Below are 20,012 nucleotides of genomic sequence, written 5' to 3' on the forward strand. Positions count from 1 at the left end.
TTATGAGTTTGCCGCTTAAGCCGCACTTAACCCAAGCGCCCGACACTGCGGCCATGCACGATTCGCGCTGCGCTGCAGCGACCTTCAGCACCGCCGTCGACACCCCGCCGCTGGCCTCGAACGCCTCGGCCTGGTGGTTGGGTGCGCTGCTGCTCACCGGCCTGTGGGACCTGAGCGGGCTGGACCTGGCGTTCATGCAGCAGTTCGGCACGCCGCACGGTTTTGCCTGGCAACACAGCTGGGTGCTGGAGCGCGTGCTGCACGAGGGCGTGCGCCAGGCCGCCACGGGCTTTTTCCTGTTGATCGCGCTCTGGACGCTGTGGCCCACGCGCTGGAACCAGCCCCGGCTGGTGGCTCTCGCCTTGCCACGGCGCGAGCGCCTCGCGGTGCTGCTGTCCGTGACGCTGTCGCTGGCTGCGGTCAACCTGATCAAGAACACCAGCCAGACCAGCTGCCCCTGGGACCTGCAGGCCTTCGGCGGCACCGCGGTCTACGTGTCGCACTGGACCTGGGGCCTGACCGACGGCGGCACCGGGCGCTGCTTTCCCGGTGGCCACGCCTCGAGCGCGTTCGCCTTTCTGGCGCTCAGCCTGCCCTGGCTGCTGCCGCACGCAGGCACGCCGCGCCGCCGCGCGGTGGGCCTGCGCTGGCTCGCCGGGGTGCTGGTGGCCGGCGCGCTGGCCGGCGCGGTGCAGACCGCGCGTGGCGCCCACTACCCCAGCCACACCCTGTGGACGATGGTGATCTGTGGCGGCGTGTCGCTGGCGCTCTGGCGCTTGATGCGGCCCCGGCGGGGGACCGCCTGAGTCTCACCAGCCAACCACCAGGCGCAGCGGCAGGTACACCGCCATGCCGCAGACGATGGTGCCGAGCACGCCGCGCTTCCAGAAGAACCACGCCGTGCCGGCGGCTGCGGCAAACAGCCGTGCGTCTTTCCAGCTGGCAATGAGCGCGCCGTGGCTCATGACGATCTCCGGAATGACCACCGCCGCCAGCGCCGCGATCGGCGCGTATTGCAGGCCGCGCTGCGCCCAGTGCGGCAGGCTCCAGGGTTTGCTGGAAATGAAGAAGAAGCCGCGCGTGATCACGGTGATGCAGCCCAGCAGCACGATGGTGAGCAGCGTCCAGGGATCGACATCAAACATGGTGCACTCCCTGTCCCTGAGTTGGAGGCCTGAGTTTTTCAAGCACCAGGCAGATCGCCACCGCGCTGGCGATCGCCACCAGGATGTTGAGCTTAAGTGGCAACGCCCAGGCCGCCACGGCCGCAGCACCGGCCACGCCCGCCGAGACCATGCGAAGCTTTGACGATGCCAGTGAACACAACACGCCCAGCAGCGCCAGAATGCCCGCGAAGCCCAGACCCCATTCCAGGGGAATCGCGTTGGTCAGCGAAATGCCGGCCAGGCTGGCGCCCATCCAGGCCACGTAGTTCACCGCGCAGTTGCCCATGAGGTAGGCCTGCTGACGCTCCAGCTCGTCGCGCGTGGTGCCCGGGTGCGGAAAACGGCGCGCAAAAAACACGTAGCTCAGGTCGCCGGTGATGTAGCCGCGGACCAGGCGCTCCCAGCGTGGCAGGTGCATGAGGTAGGGCCGCAGGTGGGCAGAAAACACGACGAAGCGCAGGTTCACGCAGAAGGCCGCCGCCAGGATCACCCACAGCGGCGCACCGGCGGCGATCATGGGCACGGCGGCCAGCTGGGCGCTGCCGGCATAAACGATGAGCGTCATGAGCACCGCCTCCAGCGGCGACAGGCCCGACTGCACCATGGCCACACCGGTCATCAGACCCCAGGCGCCGATGCCCATGGCCACCGACACCTGGTCGCGCGCGCCCTCCCAATACTCGGGGCGCTCTCGGTAGGCACGGCGATGGAACATCAGGCCCCCGCTTTCGACGAGGGCACTGCATCCAGCACCTGCCCGCGCGCCAGCGGGAAACCGCGCAGAAAATCCGCCACCGCCAGGCGCTTGCCACCCGCGCGCTGCAGCTCGGTGAGCACCAGCACGCCGGCGCCGGTGGCCACGCGAATGCCGTCGGCGTCGGCCGCCATCACCTCACCGGGCTCACCACCCGATGCCGTGTCGTCGGCGTGGGCCGCCCACACTTTGATGGCCTCACCGGCCAACGCGGTGGCTGCACCAGGGAAGGGATTGAAGGCTCGCACCCGCCGCGCGAGGCTGTCGGCGCTGGCGGTCCAGTCGATCGCGGCCTCCGCCTTGTCGATCTTGTGCGCGTAGGTCACGCCCTCGGCGGGTTGCTTCTGCCCGGTCAGGCCGCCGCAGGCCGCGATCTCCAGCGCCTCGACGATCAGGCGTCCACCGAGCACGGCAAGGCGGTCGTGCAGGCTGCCGGTGGTCTCCATGCTGCGGATCGGCAGGCGCTCCACCAGCAGCATGTCGCCCGTGTCCAGGCCGGCGTCCATCTGCATGATGGTCACGCCGGTCTCGGTGTCACCGGCTTCGATGGCGCGGTGGATGGGCGCAGCGCCGCGCCAGCGTGGCAACAAGGATGCGTGGATGTTGAGACAGCCCAAACGGGGCACGTCGAGCACCCACTGCGGCAGGATCAAGCCGTACGCGGCCACCACCATCACGTCGGCTTGCGCCGCTTCAATGGCTTCGCGCGCGGCGGCAGCGTCATCGGGGTACTTGCCGTCCAGCCGCAAGCTGCGCGGCTGCGCCACGGTGATGTGGTGCTCCAGCGCCAGTTGCTTCACCGGGGACGCGTGCAGCTTCATGCCGCGGCCTGCGGGACGATCGGGCTGGGTGAGCACCAGCGGCACCCGGAAGCCGGCGGCCAGCAAGCGGGCCAGGGCCACGCTGGCAAATTCCGGCGTGCCGGCAAAGACGAGTTTCATGACGGAAGGAGCTGAGGTCGGGCGGAATGCGGACCCGCGAAACGACCGGTGTCAGGGATGGGTGACGTCGACAGCGTCGTCGCCATGCGGCTGGTTGCATACCTTCATGCCTTCATCGCCTCCCGCTGGGCCTTGACCATCTTGGACTTGATGCGCGTGCGCTTGAGCGGGGAGAGGTATTCGACGAACACCTTGCCCAGCAAGTGGTCCATCTCGTGCTGGATGCACACGGCCAGCATGCCGTCGGCTTCGATCGTGCGATCGGCGCCATCCAGGTCCTGGGCCCGCACACGCACGGCCAGCGAGCGCTCCACACCGTCGTAGATGCCCGGCACCGACAGGCAGCCCTCTTCGCCCTTGCGCGTCTCGGGACTGGCCCATTCGAGCACCGGGTTGATCAGCACCAGGGGCTGGTCGCGCGTCTCGCTCACGTCGATCACGATCAGGCGCTCGTGCACATCCACCTGCGTGGCGGCCAATCCGATGCCGTGGGCGTCGTACATCGTTTCCAGCATGTGTTGGCTCAGCGTGCGGATGCGATCGTCCACCGCCTTCACCGGGCGGGCCACGGTATGCAGTCGCGGATCGGGGTAACAAAGGATGGGCAGCAGGGTCGGCGAGTTCATGAAAAACGGGTCAATCGAGGGGCTTGCAAGGAACCGCCCACTGTACCCGGGCGACGGCTGGCGGCAAGCTGGGGACGAGCGGAATGCGGTGTCGACATTTTCGCCACTTTTGCCACGACGCGTGAAAGCCCCCTGCCATAAACATTGCCTAATCAAAGGCTTGGGCGCAAAATCAAATGCGATTTGTCAAGACACGAGCGCCACCGGAGGGCAGTTGCGGTTTCCTGGAAACTCCCGCTGACAACCGGCCATCGCCGCCCCAGGGGCCACCACATGCCATTGAAGAACCGCTTGCCTGCCAACGTCCATCAAACGCGCCCCACCAGCCATCTCAGGCCCGCGGTTTGCGCCCTTGCCCTGTTCGCTGCTGCCTTTGCAGGCACCGTGTCGGCACAGAACTTCCCCATCACGCCAGGCCAGCGCGCCACCGCCAACCAGGTGGCCCAGACCGGCGTGCCGCTGTCCGAACTCGCATCCAACGCGCCCGACAGCTACACCATCAAGCGCGGCGACACCCTGTGGGCGGTGTCGGGCATCTTCCTCAAGACACCGTGGCGCTGGCCCGAGCTCTGGGGCATGAACCTCGAGGACATCCAGAACCCGCACCGCATCTACCCCGGACAGGTGCTCTTTCTGGACAAGTCCAACGGTCGCGCCCGCCTCACCACGCGCCAGCCCGGCAGCGGCGACACGACGACCGTGCGCGTCTCGCCGCGCACCCGTTACGACAGCCTGGGCGATTCGGCCATTCCGCCGGTCAACCTGCAGGCCATCGAGGCATTCCTGACCGAGCCCCTGATCGTCGACGAGGCCACGTTCTCGCGCGCACCACGCATCGTCGCCACGCAGGAAAACCGCGTCATGCTCAGCCGTGGTGATCGCGCCTATGCCCGTGCGCAGTACGCCGAAGGACCGGAATCCGAGCCGCTGGTGGTGATCGATGGCCGCTCCACCCAATACCGCGTGTTCCGCAACGCCACGCCGCTGCGCGACCCCACGACCAACGAAATCCTGGGCTATGAGGCGCAGTACGTCGGCAAAGCCAGCGTGGTCAGTGGGGAAACCACCCGCCCGGGCATCGGTCCCAAGGGCCAAGCCACGACCGAAGTGGTGCCCGCCGCCATCGACATCGTGGCCGCCAAGGAAGAAATGCGCGTCGGCGACCGGCTGCTGCCCGAGCCGCCGCGCGAGCTGACCAACTTCGTGCCGCGCGCCCCCCAGAGCACCCACACCGGACAGATCGTCTCGGTGTACGGCAACGCGGTCAACTTCGCTGGCCAGAACCAGGTGGTCACCATCAACCGCGGCAAGGACCACGGAATGGAGCGCGGCCATGTGCTTGCACTGCAGCGCGAGAGCGACCTCATCACCGACACCACGGACACGTCGCGCCCCCAGCTGCGCCTGCCCGGCGAGCGCAACGGTCTCATGATCGTCTTCCGCACCTTTGACAAAGTGTCTTACGCCCTGGTGCTGCAGATCAGCGACCGCGTCAAGGTCGGCGACCGCTTCATCAACCCGTAAAGGCGATGCAGCGCCAGGAGTTGGCCGCTTGGCTGCGGCTGCTGCTCACGCCTGGCGTGGGCAAGGAGACGGCTCGCAAGCTGCTGGCCGCCTTCGGCCTTCCCGAGGCCGTCTTCGCACAATCTCTTGCCGCCCTGCAGACCGTGGTGGGCCCCAAGACCGCCCACGCGCTGCAACAAGCCCCCGACGCACTCGATGCCCAGGTGGAGCAGGTGCTGGCCTGGCTGGCCGAGGGAGCCAACCGCCACGTGCTGACACTGGCCGACCCGCGCTTCCCCAGCGATCTGCTGCAGATGGACGACCCGCCCGTGTTGCTGTACGTGATGGGTGACCTGGAGGTGCTGGCGCATCCACGGCGCCTGGCCATGGTCGGCAGCCGCAACCCCACGCCCCAGGGCGAAGCCAACGCGCACCAGTTTGCACGCGCTCTTGGCCAGGCCGGCGTGTGCGTGGTCTCTGGCCTGGCGCTGGGTGTGGACGGGGCGGCCCACACCGGTGCGCTCGAAGGCGGCGCACCCACCATCGCCGTGGTGGGCACCGGGCTGGACCGCGTCTACCCCAGGCGCCACCTCTCGCTGGCCCACCGCATTGCCGCGCACGGCGCCATCGTGAGCGAGTACCCGCTGGGCACGCCCCCGCTGACCGCCAATTTCCCTCAGCGCAACCGATTGATTGCGGGTCTTTCCCAAGGCACGCTGGTGGTGGAGGCCACCTTGAAGTCGGGCTCGCTGATCACCGCCCGCCTGGCGGCCGAGCAGGGACGCGAGGTGTTTGCCATCCCCGGCTCCATTCACGCACCGCAGTCGCGCGGCTGCCATGCGCTCATCCGTCAGGGCGCCAAGCTGGTCGAGTCGGCACAAGACATCCTCGAAGACCTGCGCATGGTTGGTCCACGCGATCTGTCTGCAACGCCGGCCGACGCCGATGAAGGCGACAGACCCGACAGCCTGCTCGATGCAATGGGTTTCGACCCGGTCAGCCTGGACGCGCTGCAAGCCCGCACCGGGCTGGACACCGCGCACCTGCAGGCCCGCTTGCTCGAACTTGAGCTCGACGGCATGGTGGGGCGCCTGCCCGGCGGCCTGTTCCAGCGCCAGGGCCAGGCCTGAGCCCTGGCTTCAGGCGTCCCGCACGTGCGGGTTGTGCCGGCGCTCCGCGCCGAAGCTGCTCTCCGGACCATGGCCCGGTATGAACACCGTCTCGTCACCCATGGGCCACAGCCGTTCCCTGATGCTGCTGATCAGCTGCGCGTGGTTGCCCTGCGGGAAATCGGTTCGGCCAATGCTGCCGGCAAACAGCACGTCGCCCACAAAAGCGCGCTTGGCCTCGGTCGAGTGAAACACCACGTGCCCCGGTGTGTGGCCCGGGCAATGGCGCACCTGCAGGACGCTGTGCCCGATCTGCACGGTGTCGCCATCGGCAAGCCAGCGCGAGGGCGTGAACGCGCGCGCTGGCGGAAAGCCGAACATGGCGCCTTGTTGCGGCAGACCGGTGATCCAGAACTGGTCGCCCGGGTGCGGGCCGATGATGGGCAGGCCCAGCTGTTCGGCCAGATCGGCCGTGCCGCCCGCGTGGTCGATGTGCGCGTGCGTGAGCCAGATCGCCTTCAGGTTCACACCCAGGCGTTTCACTTCGGCCAGCAGCCGGTCCAAGTCGCCTCCGGGGTCGATGACGGCCGCATCCTTGGTTTCATCGCACCAGACGATGGAGCAGTTCTGGGCGAAGGCAGTGACGGGGACAGTGAGATAGCGCAGCATGGGAAGGTGTAGTTTGTTGCTAACAAAGATTGAAATTTGCTAACAAGGATTGAACAGAATATTCTCACGCGAGAAAGAAGGATCTCGTCCTGACAGCAGGCCGCAGAGGTGCCGAGATGGGGCGCCAGTTTGAGCAGGCCGCCCAGGATGCCGCTTGTTCTGTACGAATGTCTTGCAGGATGACTGTGTTGATGGCCGCTTGGAACAGTGCACAGTTGCCCGGAGTGGGTTGCAAAAGAGCTCCCAAAGTCGACCCTTTCGCGGCCGCGCCTTTGGGCCTAGTGGCTGCAAAGCCAGCGATTGCGGTCCTTCGCGGCCGAGGTCCGAACTGCCATTTCTCAGCAGCATGCGGCTCTGTTCAGCGTGGTTTCGTGGGCATTTGCGGAGCCGCGAGGAAAAAAGGAGCCAACGGCTGACCGATGCACGAGCGCCGAGGAGGAACAGGAAGACATAGGGGGCGAAATAGCCCAACTGCAGCCCCAGCACGTTCTGCCCGACCGGGAACCACTGTCGGATGGTCAATGCCGCCACGCCGACAAGCAGGGCGGCACTCAAAAGCCAGGCTCGCCCGCGCGGAACTGGCGCTTGAGGACTCGCGCTGCGCGGGGCGGCCCGCGACATCGTTCCTGTCCAGACGACCCAGACAAGCGTCAACAGGATCAGTGCCCAGGCAAACCACAGCGGCCCCATCACGAAGGTGCTTGAATGAACGAGGCTGGCGTGAAGTATCCGGCCAGCAGGAAGAACATACCCATGAAGAAGGACTGGTTCACTGCGCAGAAGAGCGTCAGGAGAAAGCTGCTGGGCCGTCCGCTGTCGGTCACTTCGCGATAGAACCAGAAGCCAGAGCCGCCGTAAGTGATAGCCGTGTGGTGCGAGATGACCAGCACCGTGAGCGCCACGCGCAGTCTGTCAATGAAGTCGGCTCGACCGCTTTCGCCTGCTTACCTTGCAGTGGTCATTTCAGACCGACCCCTTCTTCTCCACTACAAGTATCCGCGCCGCCCCCTGGGGATGCGCGACATGTTCGCAGCCAACGCCGGCATAGAACACGTCACCCGCCTCCAAGGCCACGATTTCAACCCCATCGGCCCCACGAACATGCATATCGACGCGTCCATCGAGCACCGCGAACACTTCGTCGCCGTCGTTCACATGCCACTTGTAGGGCGAGTCACTCCAGTGAAGGCGTACTGTGACGCCGCCCATCTCCGCGATGTCAGCAGCACCCCAGGCCCGCTCGGCCGTGAACTCACCAGCACGCGTCACGCCGTATGTCGTCTTCCCCGTTGCATTCATTGTTTCAAATCCTTCGGTTAAATCTCCACTTCCAGGAAAGTGGATCTCATTTTGGTTGACGGATAGCATGAACTCCCTTCATGCGCCAAGCATTTCGATATGGCCAGAACAGACCTCAAACCGCTTGCGCACCACTCACGACGAAACACCTCGCGGCAACTCAGTTTGAACGTCCAGTATGCGGTCTTGGCGTGGAGGATGACGCACCTGAACGGCCAAGTTCAACGGCTGCGCAGACTCAGGACTCTCCTAGAGGGCAACTTCAGGGCCCTCTTCTTGTTTTCATTGGAAAACAACGAAGGCTGACCTTCCTCTAAGCCCGAGCGGTCTCGATCGAGGCCAGATCTCTTGCGAGCGTCTTCGCTCGCTCGTGAGCATTCACCAAGCTTGTCGCAAAGCGTTCGTCTTTGAACTCCTGGTACTCCACGATGACGTTGTGGATCTCGTCCCGCGCAACACCCCAATAGTGGGCGCACGCCGCCAAAAGTGGGTCCAACGTATTCATCTTCTCACGCATCCCACCCGCGCCAAACCCGAACTCGCCCCTCGCTGAGAGAACGACCAGTGATTTTCCGGAAAGAATTCCTTGGATAGGGACGTCCCCGCGCGCAAGGTCGAACGAGAAAGTTTTACCAATTCTCGCGGTCTGATCGATCCAGCACTTGAGGGCTCCCGGCGCCCCGTAGTTGTACATGGGAACACCGACCACGATGAGATCAGCTGCCTCAAGCTCAGCAATCAGACGATCTGAAAGGGCAAGCCGCTCTTGCATTGCGGTGGTGCGATCCGAAGGTCGCGTGAAGGCAGCTGCGATCCATTCCGAATCAACAGGAGCCACCGGGTTAATGGCGAGATCGCGATAAGTTATTTGGGTGTCGGGAGCTGCACGAAGCAATTCCTGCAAAAAGACCTGTCCGAGTTGCCGGGTGATGGAACGTTCAATGGTCTGTGCGCTTGCGTCGATATGAAGAATGTTCATGATTACTGGTGGTCGCGATAACAAAAGTGATTAGTGATGCACCGTCTCTTTTGAGGTGCTTAGGTGCTGCATCAGATGGCAGTCTTCAGGGTGCCAGGAGGCATAGAACTTACGCCCCACCTCGAGGTCGATACTCTCCAGGTCTTTTGCTTGGAGTTGAATAACAATTCGATTGCCGTCTCCGGTTTCCAAATAGCCGTTGATCACAGAGCCGACGAACTCTTCGCTCACGAAGCTGCAAGCCACTTCGTTCGTTGCCCAGCCCGATTGGGGCGTGAGAGAGATCCGATCAGCGCGAACCACCATGTCGAGCTTGTCGCCGAGGTGCACGTTGATCTGAGGCGGAAGCATGGCGTGAAAGTCACCCTCCGAGGAGCGAATCACGACCTTGCCATCCTGGCAGGCCACAACCCGCGTGCTGAAAATGTTGTTTCCCCCGAGGAATTCAGCGACAAAGCGTGATGCGGGTCGGTTAAAAACTTGCAGAGGGGCGTCAATCTGCTGAATCTGCCCATCTCCCATGATGACCACTCGGTCCGCCATTGCGAATGCTTCCGAATGGTTGTGCGTTACGTAAATGAAGGCAATGCCAAGTTCGCGCTGGAGACGCTTGAGCTCGCCCTGCATCTTTAATGAGAGATGAGCATCCAGAGCGGACAGTGGTTCGTCCAGCAACAGCACAGGAGGCTCGGTGATCAGCGAGCGTGCGAGCGCAACACGCTGGCGCTGTCCGCCGGAGAGGTCCGCCACGTTGCGCGTGGCATAGCTCGACAATCCAAGACGTTCGATCCAGTCCTGCGATTTGCGGCGCCTCTCTGAAGAAGAGACCCCCCGCATCTTCAAGCCGAACTCCACGTTCTCGACCACGTTGAGGAAGGGAAACAGCGCGAGGCTCTGCCAGACAAGAGGCGTATTGCGTTGCCAGGCTGGCAGTTCGTTGATGCGGCGACCGTCCAGCAATATCTCCCCCTCACTGGGGACCTCAAGTCCAGCAAGCATGCGCAGAGTGGTCGTCTTACCGCAGCCGCTGGGGCCCATGATGGCGACAAACTCGCCGCGGTCGATTTGAAGGTTGACATCGCGCACCGCTTGCGCGCTGCCATAACGTTTGCCAACCTGGCGGAGTTCGATAAGTGGGGTCGAGTTCATACGTGTTCCTTCAAAAAGTCGGGAAACCAGGTGCTCACGGTAAGGTCCTGCGACGCAGTGCCCCCTTGTGAGCGAGCAACATCTGGGCAAGGACAATCAAGACGATGCTGACAACAAACACCACGGTGCCGATGGCATTGATACGTGGGCTCACCTGACCTTGCAGAAAGCCGAGCACTCGCACTGGAAGGGTTTCATTCAGACCACCAACGAACCAGGCGATTGCGAACTCGTCGAAGCTCACCGCGGCCGTGAGACATAGAGAGGAGACGATCGCGGGGGCCACAAATGGCAAGATCACTTCGCGCAGCGCCACCCACTCGTTTGCCCCGAGATTCCAGGCAGCTTGTTCAACCGAAGGGTCGATCTGAGAAAGTCTCAGGCGAATCAAAGCCATTGCAAACGGCGTGCAGATCACACTGTGTGCAAGGACGATGCTGTACAGCTGGTTTGCCAGCCCCAGGCGCGAGAGGTAGGCGAGCATGGCCAAACCAAGGATGATTGCAGGCACTGTGGGCGGCAAAAGCCCGAGCGCCAAGTACGCACGCTTTCCAAAGAACTTGTACCGGTAGTCAGCGTAGGCTGCACCAACGCCCAACAGGGTCGCGATCAAGCTGGTGCAGGCACTGACTATCAGCGAGTTCAGAAACGCTTCACGCACAAGCTCATCGTCAAGGATTGCTACGTACCAATCGAAGGTAAAGCTGCCAAGAGGCAAGGTCGGAAAGCGGTCGGAGTTGAAGCTGAAGACCACGCTGGCAGCAATAGGAGCAAAGACAAAAGAAAGAAGCAGTAGCAGGTACGCAATCAGTAGTCGCTTGGCCATCTCATCGTCTCCTGTAGGCGTAAGTGGTGGCGGCAATCGCTACCGCCATAAGGGTGGCAATCATCACGATGGAGACGACTGCGGCCCGCGGCCATTGCTGGCCGGCCTTGGTCGCATCGATGATCAGCATGGAGAGAGTTGGCGCAGTGCCGCCGCCCAGATACATGGGGCTGATGAAGTCACCGAAGCTGAAGATGAAGCAAAAAAGCGCCGCGATCGTGAGCCCCGCACGAGCGGAAGGGATCGTTACCTTGAACACGGTGCGAAATGGAGCGCAACCCAGGTTGTGTGCGGCCTCGATGTGATTGCGATCGACCATCGAAAGAGCCATGTACTGAATCAGCACGACCAGTGGCAGGCTCAGAGTGAGGTAGCCCACCATCGTGCCAAACGGAGTATTGAGCATTGGCACGGGTCCCACGCCAAACAATCCAAGTGCACCGTTCACGATCCCCTGATCACTCAGGAAGGTCTGCCACGCGTACACGCGCACCAGGTAGCTTGTGAAGAAGGGTGTCACAAGCAGGAAGCCCACCAGGCGGCGGCGTTGAGCGCTCAGAAAAAAGGCCATCGCGTAGGCGGCCGGAAAAGAAACTGCGCTTGTGATGACTGCTGCCGCACCGGCCTGGACCAACGTGCGTAAAAAGCTGCCACGGAAATGAGGCTGCTCGAACATGCGAATCCAATTCACCGTGTCGAAGGCCGGCATCAGCTGGAAGTTGCGAACCAACCAGAAGCTGAGGCCGATCAAGAAGACAAGTGGGCCGAGAAACAAGGCGATTTGGCATATCGCCATGGGTGCAGTCAGTACAACCGCGTATCCAGTGCGTGACCAACGAGCTCTGGCCAGAGGGTTCGAGCCGCATGGATCGGGTTCGCTACGGAACCCGTCCTTCCCGAGCGTGGGTGAGGGTATGGTCGACATGCTGTCTCCGTATCGTTTGAAGGCCGCGCGGTGATTGATTCGCTGCAGATGCTGCTTCACGCGTTTTTGTAGCGGCCCCAGAAGTCCACCCAATCCTGCAGGTCCTGCTGGCTCGGTTGGGCACGCGGTGTGATGCGTCCTTCGCGGATCTCGTGAAGCGCATTGCGCTCCTGAAGCAACATGTTCGAGCGCCGCGCTTCAGCAGGATCGCTGCGCGCAAGAAGTTCCCACGCCTTGCGGTTCGGCACCATGGCGGGATAGGCAGCCATACGTGCAGATCGAATCTGGCCCTGCGGCGACGTCATGTAACGAATGAAACTGCGAGCCAGCTCTGGACGGCGCGATCCGCGCCCAATGGACAACGACTCGGTCCACTGCAATCCTCCCTCTTCGGGAATAACACTGCGCACCGGCGCTCCGTTCTTCTCGAGTACTCCCGTGATCCAGTCCCCGATTCCAGCCATGAGGACCATCTGCCCGTTGCGCATCGATGAAAAGGTGCCACCGTAGTCGAAGAAGCCGCCCACGTTGGGGCGCAGTTGCGCCATGCGCTGCTGCACCTGCGCCCAGCGCGTGGCATCGATATCGAATGGTTTGCGATTCCCGGCAAGCAGACTAATCTGACCGATGCTGGGAAGGTGCCAGTCAAAGTGACCCACTCGACCCTTGTACTTGGGGTCGAAGTAGACCTTGTAGCTGCGAGCGTCTTTCTCACTCACAGCCTGGGTGTTGTATGCAACACCCAAGAAGCCGAAGCGCAGAAACACAGAGTAGAGCGCATCCCCGCGCCAGTGACCTGTGTACTTCTGAAACTCGGGGAAGAAGTCGTCGAAGGGGTAGTGCCGTGGGTCGAGAGGCTCGACCCAGTTGCCTGTGACGAGTTGCTCGACGTACTCGCTATCAGAAAGGATGACGTCGTAGGTGCCCGGGGGAGACTGTGAGATGAGCGCGAGCATGCTGTCGCCGCCTACGTAGTACTTGGGTCGAATACGCACGTTGTGCTGTTGCTCGAACTCGCCCACCACATCCTTTTCGGCATGGCCCTGCCAAGCCAGCATGGTCAGTTCTCTCGGGCTGTCACTGGCACGTGCTGAGGGCGAAAGCAGCGGAAATGACATGCCCAATGCAGCACTTTGCTGCAGGAAGCGACGGCGGGTCGGGGTAGTTCCCGGGGGCTTTGTCTCCATATTCATGGCTGTACCTCAATCAAAGTTTTTGGATCGGGTGTGACGCCATTTCCGAGAGAGTCGGTAGGCGCTGGTCGTAATGTGTCTTTGGATGTGGCTGCTGACAAACGCTGTTTTTGCGCGCGTCGCATGAGATTTCTTTTTGGAAGTTCTCTACCAGGGAAGGTGGTCCCTCGGATGAGGTCAGCTCATGCCACGAGCGAGAAATTCCCATTTGTGCGCTGCGTGCCACCTGACCACACTTCCTCTTCTTCCAAACAGGAGCGCATATGGACTGGGTCAATCCGGGTTACCGCAGCAACTCACAGTTCGATGGCATCAATCCATCTCTGCACGAACCAATATCCACTGATGGGATACCCGCATATGGGAAACGGTACGTCGTCCCGGCGCGGCAGGGACGCGCCGTGCTGGTGCGCGCAGGCGAGCAGCTTGAGCTCATCAACCCTCATGGCTCACAGGTCTGCGACCTCTGGGCTTTCTGTGCAGACGGCATGCACGAACACCTCTCAATGGAACACGTACGCGCCCACTTGGACCGGACCATTCCCCGAGTTGCCGATGCCCTGGTGACCAATCGCCGACGCGCCATCCTTACGCTTCTTGAGGACAGCTCTCCGGGCATCCATGACACGCTCATAGCAGCCTGCGACCTGCCCCGCTACCGCTCACTCGGAGTTAGCGGGTACCACGACAACTGTTCCGACAATCTGCGGATGGCGTTGGCTGCAATCGGGCGCCACGCTTCTGAAGTTCCAGCGCCCTTCAACGTGTGGATGAACAATCCCGTAGGCGTCGATGGAGGCATCAGCTGGCTGCCTCCTGTCAGCCGCCCTGGCGACCACGTCACACTGCGCGCCGAGATGGATGCCATCGTCGTGATGTCTGCATGCCCTCAGGATTTGGTACCCGTCAACGGTGAAGACTGTGTGCCTCGAGAGCTGATCTTCGTGGTGCATGCAGTCCAACGCCCGGGAGAGGCGTCATGACCGGCAAGGAGATTCTTTGCGCCTACAGCGTTGACTTCGATGCCGTGTCGGGCTGGCTAGGCAGCTACGGGGGAGAGCGCTCTCCATGCGACATATCGCGCGGCTTCTTCGCGGGCGAGATTGGTGTGCCACGGCTGTTGCAGCTGTTTCGTCGCAAGAACATTTTGACCACCTGGTTTGTGCCCGGCCATTCGATCGAAAGCTTTCCAGAACAGTCAGCGCAGATAGTGAGCGAGGGCCACGAAATCGGCTTACACGGGTACACCCATGAGAACCCGAGTGCCATGTCCCGCCAACAGCAAGCTGATGTTCTGGACAAGTGCATCGATCTGATAACGCGTCTTAGCGGACGTGTGCCGGTGGGCCACAACGCGCCCTGGTGGGAGTTCAGCGAGCACACGCACGAGTTGCTTCTCGAGCGTGGAATCCGATACGACCACAGCTTGATGCACCGTGACTTCGAACCCTATTTTCTGCGTCAAGGCGATCAGTGGACTGCAATTGACTACGAGTGCCCGGCGTCACACTGGATGTCGCCCGTAACGCGCGGCGAGGTCAGCGACTTGGTCGAAATTCCAGCCAGTTGGGACCTGGACGACATGGAGCCACTGCTCTACATCAAGGGCTTCGCCAATAGCCAGGGATATGTCGGTGCACGCAACGTTGAGCAACAATGGCGAGATCAGTTCGACTTCATGTACCGGGAGTACGATTTCGCGGTTTTTCCCATGACGATACATCCCGACGTATCGGGAAAGGCGCAAGCACTGCTGATGCACGAGCGGCTGATCGACTATTTCCTTTCATTTCCCGGGGTGCGCTTTGTCACCTTTGCCGAGATCGATGGCATCTTTCGCGAGCGGCAAGCCGCATTGCGCGATGACACCTGACCCCCATCTCGATGGCCTGTTGGCTCACGCAGTCCGTCGCCCGGATGTGTTCATCCGGGTAACCGCGGCATTGGCGCGGCACCAGGCTGCCGCCAGTGCCGCGCGTGCTCGGGAGGGTCGTTCGCTCGGTCCTGTAGACGGTCTGCGCGTGAGTTGGAAGGATCTCTTTGACATAGAAGGCACCGCAACCACATGCGGATCGCGTCTCACCACGCGCCAGCCTGCCAGGGCCGACGCCGCAGCTGTGGCCCGCTTGGCCGCAGCGGGTGCGGTGTGTATAGGCAAGACCAACCTAAGCGAATTTGCCTTCAATGGCCTGGGCACCAATCCCAACTTTGGCACGCCGCGCAATCCCGTCTTCCCCCGAAGCGAGGACCGGCTCTGCGGCGGTTCCTCAAGTGGAGCGGCAGCGGCAGTTGCGTTGGGCCTGTGCGAGCTCGCCATCGGCACCGACACGTCGGGATCGGTGCGCGTGCCCGCAGCCTTGTGCGGTCTGCTCGGGTTCCGGGCCAGCGGGCATCGCTACCCCCAAGCAGGACTATGGACCCTCTCCCCGACACTTGACACCATCGGTCTGATCAGTGGGCAAATGGCTTGGATTCGTGCGGTGGATGAAGCGCTCACTGATATTGCGGACAGAGACGAGCCATGCAGGGGTCCCTACGAGGCCCCTCAGTTCCTGCTCGACGTCGATCCCCATCTTGAACCAGCAGTTTCAGCGGCGTTGGTGCGTTTCGCTGGGGCACTTCGCGACGCAGGGTATCGGGTGGAGCATGCCCCCCATGCGCACCTGGCAGCGGTGCAAACGCTTTTCGACAAGCACGGTACGTTGGTGGGCTATGAGGCGTTGGACAGTATTGGTCACCAGGTTGCACGGGGCCAAACCGCTTTGCTTGATTCGCGCGTCGGGGAGCGTCTTCATGAAGCCCAGCGTCGGCTCACGCCAACTGCGTTGGAAACGCTCCATGCCGAGCGCCTCTCACTGATGCACAGGCAAGCGCAACTGTCAGAAAACGTTGTGTTCTTGGCCGCCACCACGCCAATGCCCGCGCCAAGGATGGGCGAACTCGCCAGTGCACGGCACTTTCATGCCCACAATCGACGCATACTGTCACTGACCATGCCGGCGAGTTTTCTAGATATGCCGGCAATCTCGGTGCCGATCGGACGTGACGAAGAAGGGGCCCCGATCGGGGCTCAGATGAGCGTGCCACAAGGCCGTGACAGATTCTTGTTGCACCTTGCAGCCTCGCTGGAAAATGATGGTCTGTTTACCGTGTCGAGTTCACCCGATGACCACACCGCGTCGCAAACTCCCTCCGCTCAATGCTTTGCGCGCCTTTGAGGCTGCAGCCCGGCACCTGAGCTTCAAAGAGGCGGCCGATGAGCTCTACGTGACCGCCACGGCTGTGAGCCATCAGATCCGTCATCTGGAAGGCTTGGTCGGTACGCGGCTCTTTGAGCGCCGGGCCCGCTCCATCTCGCTGACAACTGCGGGCATGCGCTTGTACCCCGTGCTGCGTGACAGTTTTGACCGCATTGCCGCCGGAGTCATCGAGCTATCGACTGCCAACCAGCACTTGCGCGTGAACACGACGCCCGCGTTCGCATCCAAGGTGATCGTGCCGGCGCTCGCCGAGTTCTACTGTAGTCACCCCGACCTGCTGCTCTCGTTGGACGCCACTGAAAAGGTGGTGGACCTGCGCCGCGGTGATGCCGACCTCGCGATCCGCTACGGTCGTGGAGACCACAGCCCTCTGAGTTCCCAAGCGCTGGCCGCTGACTGCTATCTGCCTGTATGTTCTCCGCAACTGACCAAAGGGCGACCCTTTACACCTGATGAAGTTGCAGGGAGCAAGTTGCTGCAGTTCGCATGGAGAAACGAACACCTGGGCGGACCCACCTGGGGTCGATGGATGGCGGCCGCAGGCGTTGATGGGTTTGAAGAGACACGGTGTCTCACGCTCAGCGAGGAGAGCTTGGTCATTCAGGCTGCTATCGAAGGCGCAGGCGTCGCCTTGTTGAGCAGCGTGCTGGTCGCTTCTGATCTTGCCAGTGGGCGACTGGTCCAAGTGCATCCGCTCAAGGTAGCCGGTCTCACATTCACAGCGGTATGGGCAACCGACAGCCCGAAGACTGCGTTGATTGAAACCTTTCTTCGGTGGCTTCGAGTACGCATAAGCAATGAGGGGAATGTGCCGCCTGACATTCGCCCTGAAAAAGGGTAAACGAAGGGTGACTTCAGGCTCAACGCCCCTTCGGCTTGTAGTTGGATAGCGCTCCAATCAAGAAGGCATTCACAAGCGCGCGGATGTAGCCGTTGACGTCGTTTGGATTGGTTGAGCTCACGTCGAATTTGGAAGGCTGCTCCCGAGGTGCTCAAACGGCTGCTCTCCGCCACCGGCGCGGCGTTTCGCTCACGCGACTTCGAACGGGACTGTCAAGCGCTGCGCATCGCGCACAAGTTGACCAGAGGCAACCAACCCATTTCGCATGCCATTGCATGGTTGCTCCCTGCAATGTGGGCATAGGCGGACATCACAAGGCTCATCTTGGTTAGTTCGGTGTGAGAAGTTCAAGCGAGCAGGTGATCCGGCTCGTTGAGGCTCTGGTTGATGGTGGCAACCAAAGCGTCCTTGGACTGGTAGATTGGGACGGATCTTGATCTGCACGAGAGCGAGTGCATGTGCTGTCTCCAACGGAGCGCGACGGACTTGAGTCACTGCTATTTGACCCTGTGCTCCTCTTTGCTTTGGTTGTAAGGGAAAAGCCTGATTTTGCTCAGAATAAAGGTCTGGTGAACAGTGGAGCGTCGTGCGTCAAGTTGCCGAATTGGGCGCTTGCTCGTTGGCAATTGGCGGTCGATTCGATCCAATCGCTTGTCCTTGGACCGCCGGGGAGCGCAATCACGCAGTCTGTCGAATACCTTAGCGGCCTGAAGCTGGGCTGCCTTTGGGCTCGGCATACGGATTGCTCGGAGCACATCGACGATCCGAAGATGAATACATTGCGCGTCGATGTAGCCCTGCAAAATGGCCTCTTGCAGCTCGGAAGCTGCCTCGGAGGATATTTCAATCTTTGTTAGCAAAAGGAGCGAAGTCCACGATTTGTTCAATCTTTGTAGCGAACATGCGTGCGGCCATAGGACTTCAAACCCACGTCTGACGACGCCGCTCGTTCAATCTCTGTTAGCAACAAACAGGTGCGTGATGTTTACCAACAAAGATGGAAAGACAAGCCTGATGCCATCATTTCGCCACAGTATCGCGCTGGGACTCGCTGGAGCCGACGCGAACGTGCTGTCGTGGTGGCGCGCGCTGTGCGCGCTCGCGGCGCTGAATGTGTGTCTGTGGCTGGCCGTGTGGCATTTCGGACCTGTCAGCGGTGTCCACGGGGGTCTGCAGCTCGCGCTGTCCGGCGTCTACGTGCTGGTGTGCGCTTACCGTTCGGTGCTTCCCCGGGTGGACCTCGAGCGGCTCGTGGTCGTGGACACGCGTCTGTCCAGCATCTTCCTGGGCCGCGCCGCAGCCACGGTGGCCGAGATCTGCTTTGCGGTGCAGCTGGGGCTGCTGGTCCACCAGCTCGGCGTGCACGCCGGCCTGCCGTGGGTGCAAAGCGCCGCCTGGGCGATACCGATCTTCATGGTGGTGGCACAGGGTTTCTGCTGGCACAGCGTGCTGACGCTGAATCACATCACCCAGGCCGCCGAGTCCTTGCTCTGGGCGGCCGGCTTTTCCTGGATGGCTGCCCTGTTGGGCGTCATCGCCATGGACAGCAGTGGCTGGGTCAACGCGTTGGCGATCTTCGGATTTCTCTGCTCGATGGTTTTCGTTGCCTATGTCCTGGGCGTGGACGCGCCGATGTACTGGCGCCGTTACCAGCACGGGCGCGCGTGCGGGCAGGCCTACATGCGCCTCGACCATGGCGCGCGCGACGCCTGGCACCGCCGCGTGCGCAGCGGCAGCTGGGCCGCGTGGAGGGCCGATGCGCTCTGGCTGACGCCCTACTTCAGCTTCGGTGTCTGGGTCAGCATCGCGATGGCGTGCGTTCCCGGCGCCTAGGGGCGGCACGGGATGGTTGGTCAGAACGATGACGCGCCGACGCCTTCGGCGGGCTGGTGCCGCATGCGCTTGATGTCGCGCTGGGGCGGCGCGCCAAACAGGCGGCTGTAGTCGCGGCTGAACTGCGAGGCGCTCTCGTAGCCCACGCGCGCCGCGGTGCTGCCGGCGTCCAGCGCCTGATGGAGCATGAGGTGTCGCGCCTGCTGCAGACGCAACTGCTTCTGGTACTGCAGCGGGCTCATGCCGGTGAAGTGGCGAAAGTGCAGCCGGAAGGTTGAAGGGCTCATGTGCACGCGGGCAGCGAGTTCGTCCATCAGCACGTCTTGCACGAAGTTCTGCGTGAGCCAGGCCATGGCATGTGCGATCTGGTGGCTGGGAGAGCCCGCCGACACGAGCTGGCGAAGGTACGGTCCGTGCGGGCCCGACAGCAGCCGCACCATGATCTCCTGCTGGATCAGGGGCGCCAGGCTGGCCACCAGCGCGGGCTCGTCCAGCAGGCGCACGAGGCGGATGGCCGCGTCCAGCAGCGATGCATCGAGCGTGTTCAACGAAAGGGCGCGCGGCGCTTCTTCGCGCGGCACGGGCGGCAGCTCCATCTCGGCCGCCTGCTGCATCAGGGCCCGCGCGTCCAGCGCGAGGAACAGGCACATGAACGGCCGGGCCGCGTCGGCCCGCGTGACGTGCGCCACCACGGGCAGATCGGCGGTGATCAGCAGGGACTGGCCCATGCCGTAGTCCAGGACCTGTTCACCCACGGTGACCTGTTTGCCGCCCTGCGCCACCACGGCCAGGCCCAGGCCGTAGATGCAGGGCATGGGGTCGGTCCTGCCGCTGCGCCGGTGCAGCGAGAGCTGAGGGATGGCGGTGGTGTGGTCGCCATCGATTCGGGCAATCCGGCCGATGTCGTGAGCCAAGGTTTCAATGGACATGGCCAACTGT

General features: G+C 62.4%; 21 protein-coding genes. 8 read left to right on the forward strand and 13 right to left on the reverse strand.

Translation table 11 applies throughout. The features are described 5' to 3' along the window. The first annotated feature begins 53 nt into the window (after positions 1–53). Positions 54–806, forward strand: coding sequence for a phosphatase PAP2 family protein (locus ASE11_RS01125; protein WP_056264588.1), 753 nt, complete (start codon positions 54–56; stop codon positions 804–806). Between the two features lie 3 nt (positions 807–809). Here ASE11_RS01125 and ASE11_RS01130 read toward each other — a convergent pair whose 3' ends face one another. The 4 genes from ASE11_RS01130 to def form a co-directional block, all read right to left on the reverse strand. After that, entirely contained in the window at positions 810–1,145 is a 336-nt protein-coding gene (locus ASE11_RS01130; RefSeq protein ID WP_056264592.1) for an AzlD domain-containing protein, read from the reverse strand. Then, a complete protein-coding gene (locus ASE11_RS01135; protein WP_056264595.1) occupies positions 1,138–1,881 on the reverse strand; it encodes an AzlC family ABC transporter permease in 744 nt (247 codons plus the stop codon). Before ASE11_RS01135 ends, ASE11_RS01130 begins: the two co-directional genes overlap by 8 nt. Further along, positions 1,881–2,861, reverse strand: coding sequence for a methionyl-tRNA formyltransferase (gene fmt / locus ASE11_RS01140; RefSeq protein ID WP_056264598.1), 981 nt, complete (start codon positions 2,859–2,861; stop codon positions 1,881–1,883). The genes ASE11_RS01135 and fmt overlap by 1 nt, the downstream gene beginning before the upstream one ends. 104 nt (positions 2,862–2,965) lie before the next feature. Next, positions 2,966–3,487 carry a peptide deformylase gene (gene def, locus ASE11_RS01145; RefSeq protein ID WP_056264601.1) on the reverse strand — a complete coding sequence of 174 codons (522 nt, stop codon included), beginning with the start codon at positions 3,485–3,487 and terminating at the stop codon, positions 2,966–2,968. 273 nt (positions 3,488–3,760) lie between these two features. Here def and ASE11_RS01150 point away from each other — a divergent pair, with 273 nt between their 5' ends. Both ASE11_RS01150 and dprA read left to right on the forward strand, forming a co-directional pair. Then, positions 3,761–5,011, forward strand: a complete 1,251-nt coding sequence (locus ASE11_RS01150) for a LysM peptidoglycan-binding domain-containing protein (protein ID WP_082585425.1) — start codon at positions 3,761–3,763, stop codon at positions 5,009–5,011. Positions 5,012–5,016: 5 nt separating this feature from the next. Further along, a complete protein-coding gene (dprA, locus tag ASE11_RS01155; protein ID WP_056264604.1) occupies positions 5,017–6,120 on the forward strand; it encodes a DNA-processing protein DprA in 1,104 nt (367 codons plus the stop codon). A gap of 9 nt (positions 6,121–6,129) precedes the next feature. On the opposite strand, the gene ASE11_RS01160 is transcribed toward dprA, so the two are convergent. The 8 genes from ASE11_RS01160 to ASE11_RS01200 form a co-directional block, all read right to left on the reverse strand. Continuing rightward, positions 6,130–6,768, reverse strand: a complete 639-nt coding sequence (locus ASE11_RS01160) for an MBL fold metallo-hydrolase (protein WP_056264605.1) — start codon at positions 6,766–6,768, stop codon at positions 6,130–6,132. Between the two features lie 689 nt (positions 6,769–7,457). Further along, positions 7,458–7,670 (reverse strand): hypothetical protein, encoded by a 213-nt coding sequence (locus ASE11_RS01165; RefSeq protein WP_056264608.1) that lies wholly within the window; start codon positions 7,668–7,670, stop codon positions 7,458–7,460. Positions 7,671–7,731: 61 nt separating this feature from the next. Then, on the reverse strand, positions 7,732–8,067 hold the full coding sequence (locus ASE11_RS01170) for a cupin domain-containing protein (protein WP_056264611.1): 336 nt from the start codon (positions 8,065–8,067) through the stop codon (positions 7,732–7,734). 313 nt (positions 8,068–8,380) lie between these two features. Continuing rightward, on the reverse strand, positions 8,381–9,046 hold the full coding sequence (locus ASE11_RS01180) for an FMN-dependent NADH-azoreductase (protein ID WP_056264618.1): 666 nt from the start codon (positions 9,044–9,046) through the stop codon (positions 8,381–8,383). A gap of 30 nt (positions 9,047–9,076) precedes the next feature. Then, complete coding sequence (locus tag ASE11_RS01185) at positions 9,077–10,195, reverse strand: ABC transporter ATP-binding protein (RefSeq protein ID WP_056264620.1); 1,119 nt, start codon at positions 10,193–10,195, stop codon at positions 9,077–9,079. A gap of 34 nt (positions 10,196–10,229) precedes the next feature. Next, the gene (locus ASE11_RS01190; RefSeq protein WP_056264624.1) at positions 10,230–11,021 is read right to left on the reverse strand and encodes an ABC transporter permease; all 792 of its coding nucleotides are present in this window, start codon (positions 11,019–11,021) and stop codon (positions 10,230–10,232) included. 1 nt (position 11,022) lies between these two features. Continuing rightward, positions 11,023–11,772: an ABC transporter permease gene (locus ASE11_RS01195; RefSeq protein ID WP_200959299.1), complete on the reverse strand. Its 750-nt coding sequence runs from the start codon at positions 11,770–11,772 to the stop codon at positions 11,023–11,025. Positions 11,773–12,002: 230 nt separating this feature from the next. Next, positions 12,003–13,139 carry a spermidine/putrescine ABC transporter substrate-binding protein gene (locus ASE11_RS01200; protein ID WP_200959300.1) on the reverse strand — a complete coding sequence of 379 codons (1,137 nt, stop codon included), beginning with the start codon at positions 13,137–13,139 and terminating at the stop codon, positions 12,003–12,005. Between the two features lie 263 nt (positions 13,140–13,402). Between ASE11_RS01200 and ASE11_RS01205 the strand changes: the two genes are divergently transcribed. The 5 genes from ASE11_RS01205 to ASE11_RS01230 all read left to right on the forward strand — a co-directional run bounded on the left by ASE11_RS01205 (position 13,403) and on the right by ASE11_RS01230 (position 19,073). After that, positions 13,403–14,122 carry a DUF1989 domain-containing protein gene (locus tag ASE11_RS01205; protein ID WP_056264629.1) on the forward strand — a complete coding sequence of 240 codons (720 nt, stop codon included), beginning with the start codon at positions 13,403–13,405 and terminating at the stop codon, positions 14,120–14,122. Continuing rightward, the gene (locus ASE11_RS01210) at positions 14,119–15,012 is read left to right on the forward strand and encodes a polysaccharide deacetylase family protein (protein WP_056264633.1); all 894 of its coding nucleotides are present in this window, start codon (positions 14,119–14,121) and stop codon (positions 15,010–15,012) included. Before ASE11_RS01205 ends, ASE11_RS01210 begins: the two co-directional genes overlap by 4 nt. Next, complete coding sequence (locus ASE11_RS01215; protein ID WP_162258010.1) at positions 15,002–16,357, forward strand: amidase family protein; 1,356 nt, start codon at positions 15,002–15,004, stop codon at positions 16,355–16,357. Before ASE11_RS01210 ends, ASE11_RS01215 begins: the two co-directional genes overlap by 11 nt. Further along, positions 16,305–17,240, forward strand: coding sequence for a LysR substrate-binding domain-containing protein (locus ASE11_RS01220; protein ID WP_162258011.1), 936 nt, complete (start codon positions 16,305–16,307; stop codon positions 17,238–17,240). Before ASE11_RS01215 ends, ASE11_RS01220 begins: the two co-directional genes overlap by 53 nt. A 1,014-nt stretch (positions 17,241–18,254) precedes the next feature. Further along, positions 18,255–19,073, forward strand: a complete 819-nt coding sequence (locus ASE11_RS01230) for a hypothetical protein (RefSeq protein ID WP_056264647.1) — start codon at positions 18,255–18,257, stop codon at positions 19,071–19,073. Between the two features lie 20 nt (positions 19,074–19,093). Here the strand turns inward: ASE11_RS01230 and ASE11_RS01235 are convergent, their stop codons facing one another. Continuing rightward, positions 19,094–20,002, reverse strand: coding sequence for an AraC family transcriptional regulator (locus ASE11_RS01235; RefSeq protein WP_056264650.1), 909 nt, complete (start codon positions 20,000–20,002; stop codon positions 19,094–19,096). Positions 20,003–20,012: the final 10 nt, after the last annotated feature.

It is taken from the genome of Hydrogenophaga sp. Root209 (assembly GCF_001428625.1).
Taxonomy (GTDB): Bacteria; Pseudomonadota; Gammaproteobacteria; order Burkholderiales; family Burkholderiaceae_C; genus Hydrogenophaga.